General features: G+C 41.3%; 15 protein-coding genes. 3 read left to right on the top strand and 12 right to left on the bottom strand.

Annotated elements, in window-relative coordinates; all coding sequences use genetic code 11:
* Window positions 1–20 precede the first annotated feature (20 nt).
* Complete coding sequence (locus tag H6G92_RS01175; RefSeq protein ID WP_012410503.1) at window positions 21–248, top strand: DUF2949 domain-containing protein; 228 nt, start codon at window positions 21–23, stop codon at window positions 246–248.
* Between the two features lie 359 nt (window positions 249–607).
* On the opposite strand, the gene H6G92_RS01180 is transcribed toward H6G92_RS01175, so the two are convergent.
* From H6G92_RS01180 to H6G92_RS01195, 4 genes are all read right to left on the bottom strand, one after another.
* Window positions 608–1,759: a pyridoxal-phosphate-dependent aminotransferase family protein gene (locus H6G92_RS01180; RefSeq protein WP_190889885.1), complete on the bottom strand. Its 1,152-nt coding sequence runs from the start codon at window positions 1,757–1,759 to the stop codon at window positions 608–610.
* A gap of 1,661 nt (window positions 1,760–3,420) precedes the next feature.
* On the bottom strand, window positions 3,421–6,063 hold the full coding sequence (leuS, locus tag H6G92_RS01185; RefSeq protein WP_190889887.1) for a leucine--tRNA ligase: 2,643 nt from the start codon (window positions 6,061–6,063) through the stop codon (window positions 3,421–3,423).
* A 399-nt stretch (window positions 6,064–6,462) separates the two neighbouring features.
* The gene (locus tag H6G92_RS01190) at window positions 6,463–7,140 is read right to left on the bottom strand and encodes an alpha-ketoglutarate-dependent dioxygenase AlkB family protein (RefSeq protein ID WP_190889890.1); all 678 of its coding nucleotides are present in this window, start codon (window positions 7,138–7,140) and stop codon (window positions 6,463–6,465) included.
* A 7-nt stretch (window positions 7,141–7,147) separates the two neighbouring features.
* Entirely contained in the window at window positions 7,148–7,939 is a 792-nt protein-coding gene (locus H6G92_RS01195) for a hypothetical protein (protein ID WP_190889892.1), read from the bottom strand.
* Between the two features lie 238 nt (window positions 7,940–8,177).
* Between H6G92_RS01195 and H6G92_RS01200 the strand changes: the two genes are divergently transcribed.
* Window positions 8,178–8,633, top strand: coding sequence for a gamma-glutamylcyclotransferase family protein (locus H6G92_RS01200; RefSeq protein ID WP_190889900.1), 456 nt, complete (start codon window positions 8,178–8,180; stop codon window positions 8,631–8,633).
* 16 nt (window positions 8,634–8,649) lie between these two features.
* Here the strand turns inward: H6G92_RS01200 and H6G92_RS01205 are convergent, their stop codons facing one another.
* From H6G92_RS01205 to H6G92_RS01215, 3 genes are all read right to left on the bottom strand, one after another.
* The gene (locus tag H6G92_RS01205; RefSeq protein WP_190889901.1) at window positions 8,650–9,264 is read right to left on the bottom strand and encodes an anti-sigma factor family protein; all 615 of its coding nucleotides are present in this window, start codon (window positions 9,262–9,264) and stop codon (window positions 8,650–8,652) included.
* A gap of 157 nt (window positions 9,265–9,421) precedes the next feature.
* Entirely contained in the window at window positions 9,422–10,078 is a 657-nt protein-coding gene (locus H6G92_RS01210) for a sigma-70 family RNA polymerase sigma factor (RefSeq protein ID WP_181928358.1), read from the bottom strand.
* A gap of 368 nt (window positions 10,079–10,446) precedes the next feature.
* Complete coding sequence (locus tag H6G92_RS01215) at window positions 10,447–10,599, bottom strand: hypothetical protein (protein ID WP_190889902.1); 153 nt, start codon at window positions 10,597–10,599, stop codon at window positions 10,447–10,449.
* A 690-nt stretch (window positions 10,600–11,289) separates the two neighbouring features.
* On the opposite strand from H6G92_RS01215, the gene H6G92_RS40755 reads away from it, so the two are divergent.
* Window positions 11,290–11,922 (top strand): L,D-transpeptidase, encoded by a 633-nt coding sequence (locus H6G92_RS40755; RefSeq protein WP_313889927.1) that lies wholly within the window; start codon window positions 11,290–11,292, stop codon window positions 11,920–11,922.
* A 59-nt stretch (window positions 11,923–11,981) separates the two neighbouring features.
* On the opposite strand, the gene H6G92_RS01225 is transcribed toward H6G92_RS40755, so the two are convergent.
* The 5 genes from H6G92_RS01225 to H6G92_RS01245 form a co-directional block, all read right to left on the bottom strand.
* Window positions 11,982–12,521, bottom strand: a complete 540-nt coding sequence (locus tag H6G92_RS01225) for a late competence development ComFB family protein (RefSeq protein WP_190889903.1) — start codon at window positions 12,519–12,521, stop codon at window positions 11,982–11,984.
* 119 nt (window positions 12,522–12,640) lie between these two features.
* Window positions 12,641–13,576: a M23 family metallopeptidase gene (locus H6G92_RS01230; RefSeq protein WP_190889904.1), complete on the bottom strand. Its 936-nt coding sequence runs from the start codon at window positions 13,574–13,576 to the stop codon at window positions 12,641–12,643.
* 723 nt (window positions 13,577–14,299) lie between these two features.
* Window positions 14,300–14,992, bottom strand: a complete 693-nt coding sequence (locus H6G92_RS01235) for a DevA family ABC transporter ATP-binding protein (protein WP_190889906.1) — start codon at window positions 14,990–14,992, stop codon at window positions 14,300–14,302.
* A gap of 125 nt (window positions 14,993–15,117) precedes the next feature.
* Window positions 15,118–16,290: an ABC transporter permease DevC gene (gene devC / locus H6G92_RS01240; RefSeq protein WP_190889908.1), complete on the bottom strand. Its 1,173-nt coding sequence runs from the start codon at window positions 16,288–16,290 to the stop codon at window positions 15,118–15,120.
* 184 nt (window positions 16,291–16,474) lie between these two features.
* The gene (locus H6G92_RS01245; RefSeq protein WP_190889911.1) at window positions 16,475–17,674 is read right to left on the bottom strand and encodes an ABC exporter membrane fusion protein; all 1,200 of its coding nucleotides are present in this window, start codon (window positions 17,672–17,674) and stop codon (window positions 16,475–16,477) included.
* Between the last annotated feature and the right edge of the window lie 670 nt (window positions 17,675–18,344).

Below are 18,344 nucleotides of genomic sequence, written 5' to 3' on the forward strand. Positions count from 1 at the left end.
GAGCAATGGTGAACTAATATATGACAATACATTCTGCACAAGGAGGTGAGATACAAATGTCACCATCAAAATATTCTCGACTGATTCATTTTTTGCAAGAAGATTTGGCAATTTCCACGGCATCTCTGGCGGTGGCGCTTCGCCATCGGGAGCAAGACCCAGGGCCTTTGGCAATGATTCTTTGGCAGTATGGGTTAATTACTTTAGAGCAGTTAGAACAAATTTATGATTGGCTGGAAACGGCATAGGTCATACAAATTTTGGGTTTTAGATTTTGCATTAAAAGTCTCTACCAAAAGGCTATTATCAGAATCTTAAATAATACTATTTATATCAATTTAGTATCATGCTAAGTTGCCAAAATTAGTCTTGTTTTGTGTCAAAGAAGCTATCCGACTGTCTCCAGAGCAAATAATACTATTTAGAGCAACTTAATATAATCTAGGAGAATTGGGGCATGTCACATCCACTCTACCTTGTGAAAAGGTTGATTTATAGGTTTATTACTTTGGCGGTTTCTACTCATTTATATACAAATTAAAAGAGCGAGTTAAATTATCAACTCGCTCTTTTAATTTGTCTTTTGCAAATGACCAATGACCAATGACTATTGTGTAAACACTCTAACTGCTGCCGCTATACCAGATCCAGGCGTGAAGTCTTCGTAGCCAAGTTCTTTTAGGGTAACTTCTAAAGATGCTATACAGCTAAGAATATCGCGATCGCTCACAAAACCCAAGTGACCAATGCGGAAAATCTTATTACTCAAATGGTCTTGACCACCTGCTAGGGCAATATCAAAGCGTTTTTTCATCAATGACCGAATCTTATCCGGTTCAATTCCTTGGGGTGCTACAGCCGTAATCGCAGGACTGGCTGAACTATCTGCTGCAAACAGGGGTAAATTTAAGCCTTGAATAGCGGCGCGGGTAGCATTTTTTAGCCGTTCATGTCGAGCAAATATTGATTCTAAGCCTTCCTCCTTCATGATTCGCAACGTGGTATGCAGAGCTACAATCAAGTTCACAGGCGGAGTAAATGGAGTTGTATTCTTGGCTGTGGCTTTGCGATATTTGCCTAAATCCAAATAATATTTCGGTAGCTTTGCAGTTTTGTATGCTTCCCAAGCTTTGGGGCTGACAGAGACAAAACCCAATCCCGGTGGAATCATATAACCTTTTTGGGAACCGGAGGCGACTATATCCAAGCCCCAAGCATCCACAGGTAGATTGAACGCACCCAAGCTGGTTACGGCATCAACGATTATTAAAGCTTCACCGTGTTCTTTAACGTGGCGGTTGATGGTTTCTAGGTCATTCAACACACCTGTAGAGGTTTCGCTGTGGGTGATGATTACGGCTTTGATTTGCTTTTGGGTATCTGCTTGGAGTTTTTCAGCAAATACTGCGGGGTCTAAGGGTTTTCCCCATTCCACCTTAACTTCTTCTACATTTAAACCGTAGGCTTGACCAACTTCTACCCAGCGTTCGCCAAATTTACCATTAGAACCAACTAAAATGCAATCGCCTGGAGAGAGAAAATTAATTATTCCAGCTTCTACAGCACCCGTACCACTGACATTCAGTGTCAGTACATCACTTTGAGTTTGATGCAGCCACTTGAGGTTTTCCGTCACCTCTGCCAATATATTGCTAAATTCACTGGTACGGTGTCCAATCGGATGCTTGGCTAATGCCAGTAAGGCGGCTTCTGGCACTGGGGTTGGGCCTGGAATCATTAGCATCAGCTTATCGTTCATGTGTCTATCCTAAAAGTCAAATAAAAGTCAAAATTGTGGGAAGTTGGTTTATTCTGGTAGCAAATTCTAGATATTTATCTAAAAATTACACCCAGATCGTCACCAGACTTGTTGTATATTTTCCAAATCCATAGGAAAAGTATCGTGGGAGTTAATGAACGGTCAGCTTGACCTTTGCAATTTATACGAGACTCCAACTTAAATAAAACCTCTGTTCCAGGCAATCTTACCACACACCTAGACGCAAGATTAAGGCGTGTGCTCGTAGGGGAGTGGCTATTTTAGCTAAGAGTAAAAGGTCTATCTAGATGAGGTACAGGTATGATAAATTCTTAAATCTTATCCATAATCTGCCTCTATTGTTTTTATAGAAACAAGCGAAATTGTTCTGAATATAGCGGGAATCGTTGCTGAAAAAGCTGTGTTTTGCTTCAACGGAGGAAGTAACCGCCTATACTATGCGGAAGGTTTGGATGTCACCGTTTGCTAAGAGATAGAAGATACCTAACCCAAACTTTTCAATCTGCTTCGGTCGATCATTTTTTCTTAAGTTGCCATCCTCTAAATAATACCTTTATCCATTGAGGAGGTGATGAATTATTTTAGTCTAAATCGCTTCTATGGCGATAACCAAGCCATCTTCCACTTACTTAATGATGATTATCTACTGATGGTTTGCAGTGCATTTTCGCCAAAGTTGAAATATTTATGCTACTAATTGCTGCACATTTTGAAACTGCACTCAGCCGTAGGCAATGGCTAATAAACCATAAGTTTTTATACTATACTTACAAAATCGCTACAATCATGCTTAGTCTTGTTAGTTACCATTCATAGTGAGTCGTTTTTAACTAGTGTCAGTTCATAAACTGTCACTCACCAGATCCCCGATTTTCTTGCAAAAGAGATATTCTTAGTTAGTGCAAGGAGTGATACCATTTCACAACATGTTTGTCACAAGTTATCCCCGCAATACTCCCTGCCAAGGGAGTGTTGCAGATTTCAAATGTTGCATCAAACGAGTGAGTTGGTATAAGCTTTTACGGGGAAGCGCTTGAGTGAGCAAAACTCTCAAGCGCTTTTTCGTGTATAAATAAAACAGTCTTACTCTCTGGACAATAATACAGTTGTTTTTAAATACACATATACTAGAGAAAAAAACTATTGTTACAATACTTCTTGCAACACATGCTTCATGGCTTTAGCATCAGTGCCGTCATGAATGCGAGCCTATAATTAAAGGTTTGTTTGTATGTGTGAGGAGTGAGGACTTTAGTATTCAAATGAAGGCTGGAGCAGCTTTCTATGAGATGATATGCATAGCTTTCTTCCCCAAAAGGAAAGGGGTACACTATAAAACAATACGGTTGAGTTAAGCATTTGCTTCTTCTCTCTGCGTCCTCTGCGCCTTGGCCGTTCGTTAAAAAATTGACTTTAATAACAGAGTTTTAGCCTTAACTGAACTGTATTACACTATAAAACTCATCTCAAAATTTTTACATTACTTAACCTACTTTGATTTATTCTTGCCCACTTACTTAGTTACTAAAGAGCGGATTAAAAGGATAATCCTCCCTTAAGCAACTTGCGTAGGACTAGAGGGAATAGACGTTTCAGATTTTCAGTCCGTCATACCAGACTATGTTCTCTCCCCTCTACTATTAGCTGACTACAAAATTCACTAACTTCCCAGGTACCACAATGACCTTTTTAATCTCTTTGCCTTCGATGTAACGTTGGGTAATCTCTGATTCACGGGCGTATTTTTCCAACGCTGCTTTATCTGCTTGTGCTGGTACTTGAATCGCACCGCGAGTTTTGCCCATAATTTGAATCACTAAAGTGATTTCATCAGCTATCAAAGCAGCCGAGTCAAATGACGGCCAAGTTTGAGTGTGAACTGAATCACTTTCACCCAATAAATGCCACAATTCATCAGCAATATGTGGTGCAAATGGTGCTAGCAATACCACCAAACTCCGAATACCCTCTGCGTAAATTGGTGAATTTTTCCCGTCAGCATCAGTTAGGGCATTACTCAACTTCATCAATTCTGAAATAGCTGTGTTGAATTGATATTCGTCTTCCACATCTTCTGTCACCGCTTGAATAGCCGTGTGAATCGCCCGCCGCAATTCCTTTTCCGCCTTAGTTAAATCAGCGAGTTGGGCTTTCTTGCGGGATACCCCAGCTGCAACATAATCTGTCACCAAACGCCAAACCCGATTTAAAAAGCGGGATTGTCCTTCCACGTCGGCTTCATCCCATTCCAGGTCTTTTTCTGGCGGCGCTTTAAATAAGATGAACATTCGCGCTGTATCTACACCGTATTTAGCAATTACATCTTCTGGGGCTACACCGTTACCCTTTGATTTAGACATAGTGGCGTAGAGACGTTGTAATGGTTCGCCTGTCTGAGGGTCACGGGGGTCGGCTGAATTTACTAAATTAGAAGGAATCCATTTATCTTTACCACCCTTATTCGGATTTAGGTAAGTTAAACCCTGTACCATACCTTGAGTTAACAAGCGTTGAAATGGTTCATCAAAGTTTAACAAGCCTCTGTCCCGCAAAACCTTAGTAAAGAACCGCGAATACAACAAATGTAAAATCGCGTGTTCAATCCCACCTACATACTGATCAACTGGCATCCAGTCGTTTATTTTACTGGAATCGAAAACCTGTTGTTCATTCTTCGCGTCAGGAAACCGCAAGAAATACCACGAGGAATCAATAAAAGTATCCATCGTGTCAGTTTCCCGCTTCGCTGGAGTGCCACAAGTCGGACAAGGCACATTTACCCAGCTTTCCAACTGAGTCAAAGGTGAACCGCCACGTCCAGTAAATTCCACCTCTTCTGGCAACTGTACTGGCAAATCTTTATCAGGAACTGGTACTATCCCACAGTTAGGACAGTGAATTACAGGTATCGGTGCGCCCCAATACCGCTGCCGTGAAATTAACCAATCCCGCAAGCGATATTGCACCCGCACTTTACCAAAACCTTGTTGTTCGGCGTATTCAATTATTGCTTGTTTAGCATCTGTGGAAGTCATACCAGTAAAAGACCCAGAATTAATTAAAATTCCTGGTTCAGTGTATGCCTGGTTGTATTCAATTTGGATGAGTTGTGTAACTTCATCAATCTCTGATGTTGGAGTTAAGTCAAAACCTGCCACATCATCTGGGGAACCAATGACAAAATCAACTGGCAAATCGTAATTTTTGGCAAACTTAAAATCCCGGACATCGTGTGCTGGTACACCCATCACTGCCCCAGTACCATACTCATACAGTACATAGTCAGCAATCCAAATGGGCACTTCTTCCCCTGTAAATGGGTTAATTGCCACTCCACCTGTGGGGATACCCCGCTTAGGTTTGTCTTCAGCAGTACGTTCCAACTCACTTTGATTGGAAACCTCTTTAATAAAAACTTCTACTGAGGCTTGTTGTTCTTTTGTGGTGACGCGCTTTGTTAAGGGATGTTCTGGCGCTAAAACTAGGTAGCTGACACCATAAACGGTATCTGGGCGCGTGGTATACACGGCGATTTTTTCATCTATCCCAATTATGGGAAATTCCAAGTAAGCGCCTGTGGATTTGCCAATCCAGTTTGCCTGCATCAATTTGACGCGTTCCGGCCAACCTGTCAACTTATTCAAGTCATTGAGTAATTCTTCAGCGTAGTCGGTAATCTTGAAAAACCACTGCCGCAACAATTTCCGCTCAACTATTGCCCCACTGCGCCAAGAACGTCCTTCGTTATCGACTTGCTCATTTGCCAATACAGTTTGATCAATAGGATCCCAATTTACCGCTGCTTCTTTTTGGTAAGCCAACCCCGCTTGCAAAAACTGCAAGAAAATCCATTGTGTCCACTTGTAATAATCTGGTGAACAGGTAGCAAGTTCACATTCCCAATCAATGGATAAACCAAGACGCTGCAATTGCTGCCGCATCTGGGCCATATTCTGATAAGTCCACTTTGCTGGCGGTACACCACGATCAATGGCGGCGTTTTCTGCTGGCAAGCCAAAGGCATCCCAACCCATTGGGTGTATTACGCGATACCCTTGCATTCGCTTGAGACGAGCAATCACGTCCGTAATAGTATAATTACGGACATGACCCATGTGTAGGCTGCCCGAGGGATAAGGGAACATGGATAAAGCATAAAATTTTGGCTTTTTGCTAGCTGTAGGTGTCTTATCTAAGCCAAGTTCTACCCATGTTTTTTGCCATTTTTCCTCAATTGCTGCTGGGTTATATCTAGATAAAGAAAAATTAGTACTTTCAGCCATCTTTATTTCTATAATGAATGCTCAAATAATACTCGAAACACTTGTTTACATGATTTTAACCCGAACTATTAAGTCTATTTATAGGATCGAGGAACCATGCTCAACAAATGCTCACTTCCTTGCCATTATCTTTCTATCTCCCTTAGTTGCCTAAAGTGATTGAAGTAATATTTTAAATTTACCACAATGCTTGCACCATAAGAATCCTAGCTATCTTTCTATATAATTCATCTATTTTTACTATTCTCATTGCCTTACTACTAGGCGCTTAAAGGGTATTTTAGATACAAATCAGAGTATCTCTAATTATTATGAACAGACAGAAAAAATCCCCTACTGTAGGGGATGCCATAAAGTACCATAATACCAGTTAATTATTGTCTGTGTTTCTAAATCCCATCAACAGGAATGATTAATTACCCTGAAAGTTAAATTAATTCTTGGTTCAACGTACTTCGATGTTTTGGGGATTTGATGCTGCCAAAAATGTTGTGTTACACCCGTCATCAGAAGGAAACTGCCATGTATTAACTCAATTTCTGCTTTCACATCCCGACTATGTTTATGTCTAAACATAAACCTTCTTGCTCCGCCCAAGCTAATAGAAGCAATTACAGGATTTTTACCTAGCTCCGGTTCAGCATCTGTGTGCCACGAGATTCCATCGTTTCCATCTCGGTAAAGATTCAGTAAGACGCTGTTAAAGTTAACTTTTGCAATCTCATCAACTTTATCTTTTACTTTTAGCAGCGTAGGTATCCAAGGTTCTGGGTAAAGATGAATACCTGAGAATTTATATGACATATTTCTATCTCCATACCAAGCAGTTTTTCTTGGTAAGTTTACCTCCTTACCATAAATCTTCATCTTGTCTTGTCGCCATTTTATTTCGTTAAGCAAGGTTTGAAAAAGCTCATCGCTTTCTTGCTGATTGAAAAAATTTCGATAGAAAGTAACCTCTGCATCTGGCATAGATAAAACTTCTTTATCCCTGCTCTCAATTGACTCATCTACAACGGAGTCAAACCCGGAAAATAAGTCTCCCTGAATTGCATTACTAGCTGGTCTATGTTTCATAAAATACTCAGAGTTTTATACTGAACTGCCTTTCATACCTTTTAATTTCCCTTCTTTGAAATTTTCCAGTGTTCTCATAAAAAATTTCTTGGGAAATTGCTTCGTCTGAGTAAAAGGATTTTTTAGCTCTAGGGTACTCGTTAAATAGGTTATAAAAAGTATCTATTCTGTAGTTTTTTGCATTATGATATGGACTTATACAAATAATACGATTGAATCCTTCAAAGTAATTTATTATTAGCTGATATAGCTTAGTTAAATCGAAAGCCTCAACATCTAGTATATTTGAAAATAAATGAATCTTAATATTGCTAGAACTTGAAACAAAGTCACTAGAATTTAAGTTATCTATATATTTGTTGACTGTTTGGATTAGAGAGTTATTAGAGAAAGCAGGTTGTAATATTTGGCGAACAAAGCTGTAGCCGCGACATAGTGCAATCGAAGATGGCTCTATGAGTGTAATTGATTCTATTCTAGGGCTGATGCGTTTTTCAATAAGATAGTCGATTAAAACGCAGGTCGCAAGCGCCTGTCCACATCCCCAGTCGATAATTTCTACGCTTTTACCTTCTGTGTACTGGAAGTTAGTTGAAGGAAACGCTGCGTAGAGCTTGTGAAAGTGGTGTCCGCCGTAGAGAGCAATATACTTATCACATTCCGCTTCTGTATTGAGTACTTTCCTACCATGATCTATATCGACATCTCGCAGAAATGGAAGTTTTTCTATTTTTGATTTGTAAATATCCTCAAAAAATCTAACTTGTATCTGTGCTTCCTGTGGGCTAGAAATGATCATGAGAAGGCTTAAGAGTGGATCTAACTACTCTCTTAAGTTGCCCAAATAACTGATGCTAACTAGCTACTTATTATACCCAATTTTCCTATGTATGATATGAGGAGAGGATTATTGGTGAAACTTACGATATTCCTCTCTACATTATTTTTGTGTCTCTGTAATGAGACTCACTCACTTTTTCGCTATGCTCACACCACGCGTTTACAATACTCAGTCCTGTGGTAGGAAATAAATTTAGATGGTTGAATCAAATATAAAATTTTCTGATTTAGTGCGCGTTTTTGTGTACGGCACGCTTAAACCAGGTGAAGCTAACTATAAAAAATATTGTGATGGCAAAGTAGTTGATGTCAAATTAGCTCTTGTACAAGGTAAATTGTTTGCTATGCCAATGGGCTACCCAGCAATGACGCTAGGGGATGGACAAGTTCACGGTTATTTACTCTCTTTTCCCAACCCAAGGATTTTAAATGAGCTAGATGTGCTGGAAGATTACCAACCCAATAGACAACCAGTAGAAAACCTCTATAATCGACAAATTATCGAGGTTTATGAGCCACAGTCGCTCTCTCTGGGTTGGGCTTGGGTTTATTTAATGACTTTAGACCGAGTTGACCAATTAGGGGGCTTCCTCCAACCTGACGGCTGGTGGAGTGGCTGTGGTTTAACCACAAAGTACAGCTATGATCTGTGAACTGTTAACTATGCGATTAGTTTATGTCCTGTTTGGAGTCGTGCCGTTGCGGCTGTACCGGATAGATTGAATTTTTTGGAGAAGCTACTGCTGCTTTAGGAATTTCAATTACCGGGTTATTTAGTCCCACCATCAGAGTGGAAGGTGGAATTATAGACGCTGAGGACGTTTGGATCGGTTCTTTGTGTGGTCGTTGTGCCAGTTGTGTCGGACTCGAACCAATAGGTAATAAACCTGATACTGCACCGATTACACAAGCAGCAACAGCTGTACCTCCGACCATCCAGTTTAAACGGGAACGGCGGCGCAAACGTGCCAATACTTGCTGAACTGTTTCTTCTGGTGACTGTTGGGCTGTTGGCACTGGGAGAGTCCGTAAGCCTTGGCGCAGTTTTAACAGTCGGGCATACAAGCATTGAACTGAGACATCATTTGCCAGCCATTCTTCTACTTGCTTGCGTTCGGGGGCTGTGACTTCACCATCGAGGTAAGCACTCAATAACTCGAAGCGATCGCGCTTCACCATATCCATAAGACCCGTTGATTCATTGGTATGCTTGGCCATTCCATCTGACAAATCTTGAGGAAGTTGCAAAGGAGAACGGTCGTAAAACTGAGAATCAGTAGTCATCTTAACATTATTACCAATTCATACACGGGTAAACTGGGCGGGAAATTCGGAGAAATTAGCCAATTTTCCTCCTTAGGGCAGAAGCGATCTACATCTTTCTGGGAATTCTTAATCAATGCTTAAATTCTGCCATTGGACAGAGGCAAGATATTGTAAATTAGGAGTCTAGATAATTCTGCAAGTGAGCTTGCAGTCTCGATCTAGCTCTGGCTATTCTTGACTTCACAGTTCCTAAGGAAACTCCAGTGATTTCGGCGATTTCTTCATATGCCATGCCTTCGATTTCTCTGAGGACAATGGTAGTACGAAAGACTTCTGGCAAATCCGCGATCGCTTCCCGCAGTTGCTCATAAAATTCTCGAGTTGTCAGTTCTTCTTCAGGTCCTGGGGTATCGCCAGCGATTTCCCAATCCATCTCGCCATCTTCTAACGAGCGCGGAGCATCCAGTGATAAAGGACTCATAACCCGCTTGCGTTTCCGCAACTCATCGTAAAACAAGTTGGTGGCAATGCGGCTTAACCAGCCCCGAAATTTAGCAGGCTCTTGTAATCGGTTAATATTCCGATACACTCGAATCCAAACTTCTTGAGCCAAATCGGCTCTGTCAGCCCAATCTGGAGCTAGGTGATATAGAACTCTATCAACTTGACTTTGATAGCGGCGTAATAGTTCTGCAAACGCAACACGATCTGGTCGCAGTCCCGCTTGACAGCGCAAAATTAAATCGTGATTAGGGAGTTTGTCAACTTGCACTGATGCTTCTGGATACTTTGCATCAACCGTTGACCAGGATACAGTAATCGACTGACTCATAGATCGTACTGGCTCTAAATCATCCCTATCTATTAGACCTGCTAATGGGGCAGAAGTTCCATGCTAAGGTGACGGATTTATGACTGGAACACTGAGGCATATAATTTTGGATACATTTATAGCAATAAGGGGAGCCACTTTTTCCTTATACTGTTCGCATAGTTGCCCTTGCACCCATCAACGAATAAAGGCGCAGCAATATGCACATTTTGGTACTTTTCGCAACTGAGTATATACGCTTGATAAAGATAATTAAATCTGGTTATAAGGATGAAGATAAAAATTTTGTAATTCTAACTTCTTGATACCTTTAAAATTCAGGTAATAATTTCTGGAAGTTGGGTTGCTGTGGTTACTATAATGGTGATTTATTTTTTTGATTTTGTTACCAGAATAGTTACTGATTGTTCTGGTTGTGACCCGTAGGTAGCACCAGAGGTATGTTGCTCTGGTACGCGAACTTGAAAAAATAAATTAAGGGAAAATGTAATTGTGACTGCTAGCAAAAGTTTTTCAAACATGGTTTTTCTCCCACCTACACCACTAATGATTGATTGCTACATTTCAAAAGTTCCACCAGAAAGTCTAAGTATTGGCTTACAACCTCCAGAACTTTTGAGGAATGAGGTTGCTTACTTGAAGTTTTGCCGCTGGGACAATTTGCATAGTCTTAGTTTGCCCAGAGGTGTTGGCAGATTTATAACGGAAATGATAAGTATTGATAAATTTTTGATAATAGGATGATGAACACATCCAATTGCTCGGCTGGATATGTCAGGGATAAACAATAGGCAATGGCAATGGTAAGAAATGAATCTGTAGGGCGGATGGTAATGTTGCTCTGTTTTGGCACAGCATTTTTATCTTTAGGTGTCCATTGGCGCATTACTACGGCGGAACGGCAGTCTGATAAGTCTGCATCTACTTTGATGCGGCGAGATTCTACCCGAACCAATCCCAAGGGAAGCCGCCCTGAGGGAGTCTACACGAATCTTTCTCAAGTGAGTTTAGGGGAAATTGCGCTGGGTGCATCTGTGCCACCTGATGAAGTTACCCAAGGCTCAACTGCCCAGAGGGCGTTTACACCAAAGTCCTCTGCTATTAAGCCTCAAACTAAGTCGAAAATAATTAAGAAGAATGTAACCAAAGCAACTACTCGCAGGGCTTCTAGACTCAAGTCTTCTACTATTAAGCCTCAAACTAAGTCGAAAATAATTAAGAAGAATGTAGCCAAAGCAACTACTCGGAAGGCTTCTACACTCAAGCCTTCTACTATTAAGCCTCAAACTCAGCCCCAAACCATTAAAAATAATGTAGCTAAAGCAACTAACCTACCAACTAAGATGCGGGTGGTGGCACAAGCAGAAAGACAAAATCCAGTTGTGGATAGTTGGCCAAAAGCTTTATGGTCTCAAGCTTCAGCCCAACAAATACCATCTAATAGGCTTGCAGATGCTAAGACGCAAGTAGTAGTTGATTTAAGCGATCGCCGCACCTATGTATACGCAGGAGATGAAGTGATAGCAAGCTACCCAATCGCTATAGGTAAGAAAGGTTGGGAAACGCCAACAGGTTCTTTCCAGGTGATCCACATGCGACACTATCCAATTTGGCGTCACCCAATTACAGGCAAAGTCTTTGAGGCTGGTACGGATAGTCCCTTGGGAGACAGATGGATTGGTTTTTGGTCAGATGGACGCAATGAAATTGGTTTTCATGGCACACCAGAGATTGATCTAGTAGGAACGGCTGTGTCCCACGGCTGCTTAAGAATGCGTAATTCTGATGTTAGATTGTTGTATGAGCAAGTGAGTTTAGGTACAACAGTGTTAGTACGTGATTAATTATAGAGTCATTAGTCATTAGTCATTTGTTTTAGACTAATGACTAATGACTATTAAAGTTATAATTTTTGCTCAAAGCTAGGTGCGTATGTTTGGAGTAAAGCACTAACTTGGCGTACAACTTCATTGCCAGTATTTTTACCTAAGGCTTGCCGTTCTGGGAAGAAATTGGGTCGATCTAGGTAACGGTTAATCGCCTCACTTACTTGCTGAGAAATTAAGTCTTGCAGTTGTGCCTGAGCCGTTTGGCGCTGGAAGTTAGCACCTTCTTCTGTAGTAGCATACAAAGGTGGTAGACGATTGAGAGCGTAAGCGGCAATATCTCCAACATCTAGAGAACTTTCACTGGTGGCTTCAATTTCTGCGACTCGTGCGATCGCTTCCGTAAGTACCAACTCTTCCATAACGTTAATGAATTGTTTCCGAGGTACCGCCACTACCTCACCAGTTAATAGCGCACCCATCAGGCGATCTAGCGCCATATACTCTTCAATTGAGAGTTCTGAGGCGTTGTCACAGATTCTACCGACTTCTGCTTCCATTGCTGGTGTCAAATAACCATCCTGGAGAGCTTGTTCTACAATTTTTTCGATACTCATAATGCTTATCATCATTTATGTTAGCCAAGCAAGGTAGGGACGGTATCAATCCAATTTATTTTGCCTAATTCTCAGCAAAAAAACACAAATCATGCACAGACGCGATAACTCCGTCTCTACTAATTAACGACCTTAGTTCGCCAAGGTGTTGGATCTACAGATTGTCCGTTGACATACAGACCCCAGTGTAAATGTGGCCCAGTGGAAGCACCTGTTGAACCTACTGCACCAATTAGTTGACCAGCTTTCACAAGATCACCTTCTTTAACGTTAATACGACTTAGGTGCATGAAAATACTGGTTACTCCTTGACCGTGGTCAATGCCAACTACGTTACCATGAACCCGAAACCCTTGGGATACCCTACCTACCAAAGCAACTCGCCCAGCGGCTGGGGCAATTACCGATGAACCGGCAGCACCAGCGTAGTCAAGACCACGATGATAGTAGTCCTTTGCAAATGTACCATTATAGTAGCGACGTACACCATAGGTTGTACTCATCCGCCCTGCATTTGGTTTCAGAAATACTCCATTCCAATACTTTTCTGGTGTTTGTAACGCCTTAAAAGCTGCCACCCGCTTAAGTTCAAGCTCTGTGGCACCCACTCCGGCTTTGCCAGGTGGTAAAGTAATGCGTTGTACGGGGAATTTGCGATTAAGCACATTCACTGCCAAGTTTTGCACCTGACCATCTCCCGTAACCCTAAGTGTTCTAGTTCCAGCTTTTTCTAGTGGTGTTGTGGGAACAAAGGCCCGATACTGATTGGGCGCAATTTCAAAAGCTGGGTATGTATTCTTACCACTCGCTACTGTTGGATTTGTACCATTCTCAGGATTATCTAGATTAATCTCTACCGAGAGTGTATCCCCTAATTTAGGATTAGTTGGAGTCACCTTTACTTGTAAAGCATCTACAGGCAATGCCAAGGTGAGAGGGAGAACAGCAAATATTCCCTTGAACACATTTATTGCACGGCGATTCACTGTCAAATTTTTTACATCAAAACCGAGCAACTTTTTGTTTGAACTACTAGTGCTATTCTCAATAATCATAGAGCTACAAAAATCCCTTGTTTGTGTTGGAAAATAGACTAGCTTATTTTTACTAGTGTTTCCTGTTTGCAGCAGATGTTGATGAAAACTATAAATTTTGGAAATCCTCCAGGAAATTATATACAGGCTAGGGGCAGGGGGAAAAAGACAAGGGAGAATGATGTGTAACTGTAATTTAGTGAATTGGTGTTTTAATAACCAAGGTGTATTTCATTGGCAATAATCTTAAAATTTAACTAGATTGATGGCAAAGACGCTCTCGTGGCTTGCCATAGGTATATCATTTGTTAGGCAACAAATGAAACTCGCTAGAGTTTAGCCATTGCATAATAATACTTGAAGAAAATCTTGGAATCAACTGGACACTTGTTCAACTGGACACTCATACTACACTGTTAGGCAAAAGTTGGTGTAGGAAAATCACCTAAACCAGTTAACCCAGGAGGAAAGTGTCATAAATAACCCCATAAAATTTAGGTAAAACTAGCTTTATTAAGCTGGTGAACATTTAATAGCACAAGTAGGGCGGATAAGATGCCCACCCTATGATAAGTTTTATTGATATATAGTGTGAAATTATAGGATTTTCGGTTTATCTAATTCTTAATCGCCGTTTATACACTCATAACAGATATTACTAGTGTTGGTATAGATGTAAAACAACAGTGATTTTACCTAAAATTTTCTCGTTCCGAGTTTTGCAGATCATTAAGGTTATCAACTCTAAGCTGATAGTTTTATTTTTGACTTGAGCTTACCATCTTCCATGTCAACGATGCGATCGGCAATGTCTAGGATGCGGTTGTCATGAGTAACCATCAAGATGGTACAGCTTTGTTCTTTTGCCAGTTTTTGCATGAGATTGACTACATCTCGTCCCGATTGACTGTCAAGGGCGGCAGTGGGTTCATCCGCTAGGATTATTTGAGGATGACTGACTAAGGCGCGAGCGATCGCTACTCTTTGTTTTTGTCCCCCAGACAGTTTATCTGGATAGTAATGCAAATGATTTCCTAATCCTACCTGCTCTAGCATTTGGGCTGATCTAGCTAGCATCTTTTTTAAGTCAAGATGTTGGTGCAATTCCAAAGCTATTTTGACATTTTGGAGCGCTGTTAAACTACCATGCAAGTTATGCCCTTGGAAAATATAACCGTTACGCCGTCGCGCCTGTACTAGTTGTTCAGCACTAGCACCACAAAGTTCTCGTCCCAACACCCGCAAACTACCAGATTGGGCAGAACGCAACCCACCCACCAAGGTCAGCAAGGTTGTCTTTCCAGAACCAGAGGGCCCAGTCATAATAATAATTTCACTGGCGTTAATCTCTAAGTTGATATTATATAAAACTTGCTTGCGGAGTGAGCCATGACCAAAGTAGTGGTCGAGATTTTTAATAGAGATGACGGGAAGCATATTTGGGGAGTGGAGGAGTTAGGAGTTAGGAGTTAGGAGTTAGGGGTTTGGAGTTAGGAGTTTGGAGTGGAGGAGTTAGGAGTTAGAAGTTGTAAAAATTCTTGCCTGTTTCTTGTCCCCCAGTTTTAGAACATATCAGCGGGGTCGGTGGCTTGGAGTTTGCGGGTTGCGATCGCACCGGAAATTGTACACATAATGATAGTCAGCACTAATACTTGCAATGCCCGAATTGCAGTCATGTACATGGGTAAATTTGTGGCACTGCGAGTCAGTTGGTAAAGTGCTAAGGATACTCCCAAACCGGGGAAAAACCCCAGTGCTGCCAATATCAACGATTCTTCAAGCACTACACCTAGCAGGTAATAATTGCGATATCCCATTGCTTTGAAGGTGGCGTATTCCCGAACATGGGCATTAACATCAGTGGAGAGGACTTGATAGACGATAATCACGCCCACCACAAAGCCCATCGATACACCCAGGCTGAAGATAAATCCAATTGGAGAATTTGTTCTCCAGAAGTTGTTTTCAAATTCAATAAATTCTTTGTGGGTTAAAACTCTGACATCATCTCTGAGGTAAGCTTTCAATGTTGCTGCTACCTTTTTCGGTTCATAGCCTGGTTTTACCTTAATCAAACCTAGACTGACACTACTTGACTGTCGCCCGGAAAATAGCCGCAAAAAGTTTTGATCGCTGGTAATCAGGTTGCCATCAGCGCCAAAGGAAGCCCCGACTTGAAATAAGCCACTAATGGTAATTGTGCGCCGTTCTATTTCGGTGGTTAGGGTTTTACCTTGGTCAATTTTAGCGATCGCTTTTTGATAATCTCCTCTTGCACCACGATCGAACAAGACGGTATTCGGCATTTTGATCGCTTGCAATTGCTGGTTAACATCTGGTAGGTCAAAGGCTGGCTTGTCTGGGTTAAAGCCGATAACTAACACCCCCGTCTCACGGTGTGTTTGGGGATTTTTCCAGATTGTATTGTTGAAATACATTGGTTCTGCCGACTTCACCCCTGGTATATCCATTGCTTGGTAAAGTCGCCGACGAGAAAATGTAGACAAGCTTGGCAGGTTACGGGCTTGGGGACTCGTTAAAACAATGTCTGCTTGCAAACTGCGATGCAGTCTGGTATTACTGTCATACAACGCAGTCTGAAAGCCCAGTTGCATGAACATGAGAAGATCCGCAAAAGCAATGCCTGACAATGCCACCAAGAGACGGCTTTTTTCATGACTCAGTTGCAGCCATCCAAGAGGGGTTCGCCGTCGCAGTTGTTTGATCAATCCCATAATCTAGGTAAGCTGTTAAGCATTTAATTTGCACATTGAGATCGCAGGGGGGCAGGGAGCAAGGGAGAGGGTTTGCAGCTTTTATGACCATGAAAATGATGCAATTTAAATGACAATTAGCTTAACTGTCATCAGTTATCAGTATGCATGTGTTATCCCATCCCCTTTTAAGGGTGGGATGAGCTTAAAGTTCAATTACTGCCTTAACTTGCATATTGGTTAAGGTGGCAGCTTTTCGGCTGGAGGCTTCATCTAGTCGGATATGGACTTCTACTACTCTGTTGTCGATATTACTGACGGGATCTGTGTTAATCACATTCTGCCGTCGCACTTGCAAGCCCTTGTGATCTACGATTCCCTGCAATTCAATTGGGAGGTAATCACCAAGTATTCGCACTTGCTGTCCTGAATGCACTTTGCCAATATCGCTTTCGTAGACTTCAGCGATTACATACATTTGGCTAGTTTGTCCGATATCAGCAATGCCATCATTTGATACTAATTCGCCAGGATGGGTATGGATCTCGAATACCTGTCCATTTTGGGGCGATCGCACTTCTGCCTGTTTAAGATTGACTTTTGCTAGATTCATGGCTGCTACGGCACGATTGATTTCTGCTTGGGCAGCTTCTACATCTACTCCGCGTATCTCAGCAATTTCATCGAGTGTGGCTATGGCTTCTTTTACCTGTTGCTGGCTAGTTGATTGGGTACGATTTAACTGTGCCTGTGCTTCTTGCAGACTTTTTTGGGCAGTTTCCAAGCTTAAACGCTTACTATCCCGTTGGGAGGCGGAAATTGCGCCCTTTTGATATAGTTGCTGATAGCGTTCGTCTTCTGCTTGGGCGTTACGCACTTCGGCTTGGAATCGTTCAATTGTCGCTGCTTGGGTATTAATATTACCTTGGCGTTCTGCTTTTAGGCGAGCGATCGCAGCTTTTTGGGCAGCAATTCCACCACGTTTAGCACCTGCTTGGATGCGGTTTAGGTTTGCCTGGGCTACTTTTACTTGTTCCTGCGCCTCTTTTAATTCTGCTTGCAAGCGATCGCGGCTATTCAAAATCGCAATCACCTGTCCTGCTTTTACCCTATCCCCCTCCTTTACTAACAATTTTTCTACCCGGCTTCCTTCCGCAGACACCGCAGCAGAGAGTTTAATTACCTTTCCCTCTGGTTCGATCCGTCCTAAAGCTGTTACCGTTTTTAACTGTGGCAATTGTGTTGCTGGCACTTGGATCTCTAGATTTGCATAATTTTGCCAGCGTTTTACTATATAAAAACTTATTCCGCCAACCAATAAAGATGCGATTATACCTATAGCAACAGATGGACGCAGAATAGACTTAGGGAACGGTCTGTACCCTAGCTTTGAGTTTCGCACCATAGATTACCTCTTAACTAGTGGCGCAGAAAAAACTAAATAGATTAAGCTTTTCTCGTTACCTCTGTTAGTTATTGTTAATTTATCGATTCAGAGTTCATAAAAAGTGGAATTCGTTGAGAATTTATCAACCTAGTGCAATTTAGCTGGATAGGATAACAAAAAGTCAATCTCGAATATTAAGAGAGTTATGTTACTGACGAACTACTTTGTTTTTTTGAAAGTACTCAGGTATAGTAAACGGTTTCAAAATTACGGGTTGTAACAGTGCCAACAATTAGAGGTAAATCCAGTCAAAAGCAAAGTTTTTTTGTCATCAAAAACAAATAATTTGCAATTGCTAAAAATCTATTTAAATTTGATAATTTTATTATATTTAGTGATACATTGAACTCCTGAAATTCCTTTTTATGAATTGCTTTTTAAGTTTGTTAACCCATTTGCTAACCAGAACTTCAGTACGCTATGGCTATTAGTAGCATTATTAGTAACTCCAACCTTTACTCCTGTTAAAGGGATTTAAATCGTTAAATAAGATAGATAGATAGAAACATTTTCTACTGAAAGGCTCAGAATCTTGACTATCGGGCTGTAAACTACATTTAGGGACTTCTGAACAAAAAAAGCTCTAAGTATCTCTTATGGGATCGAGAGAAGTCTCTGACATCAATTT

Source organism: Nostoc foliaceum FACHB-393 (assembly GCF_014698505.1).
Taxonomy (GTDB): Bacteria; Cyanobacteriota; Cyanobacteriia; order Cyanobacteriales; family Nostocaceae; genus Nostoc; species Nostoc foliaceum_A.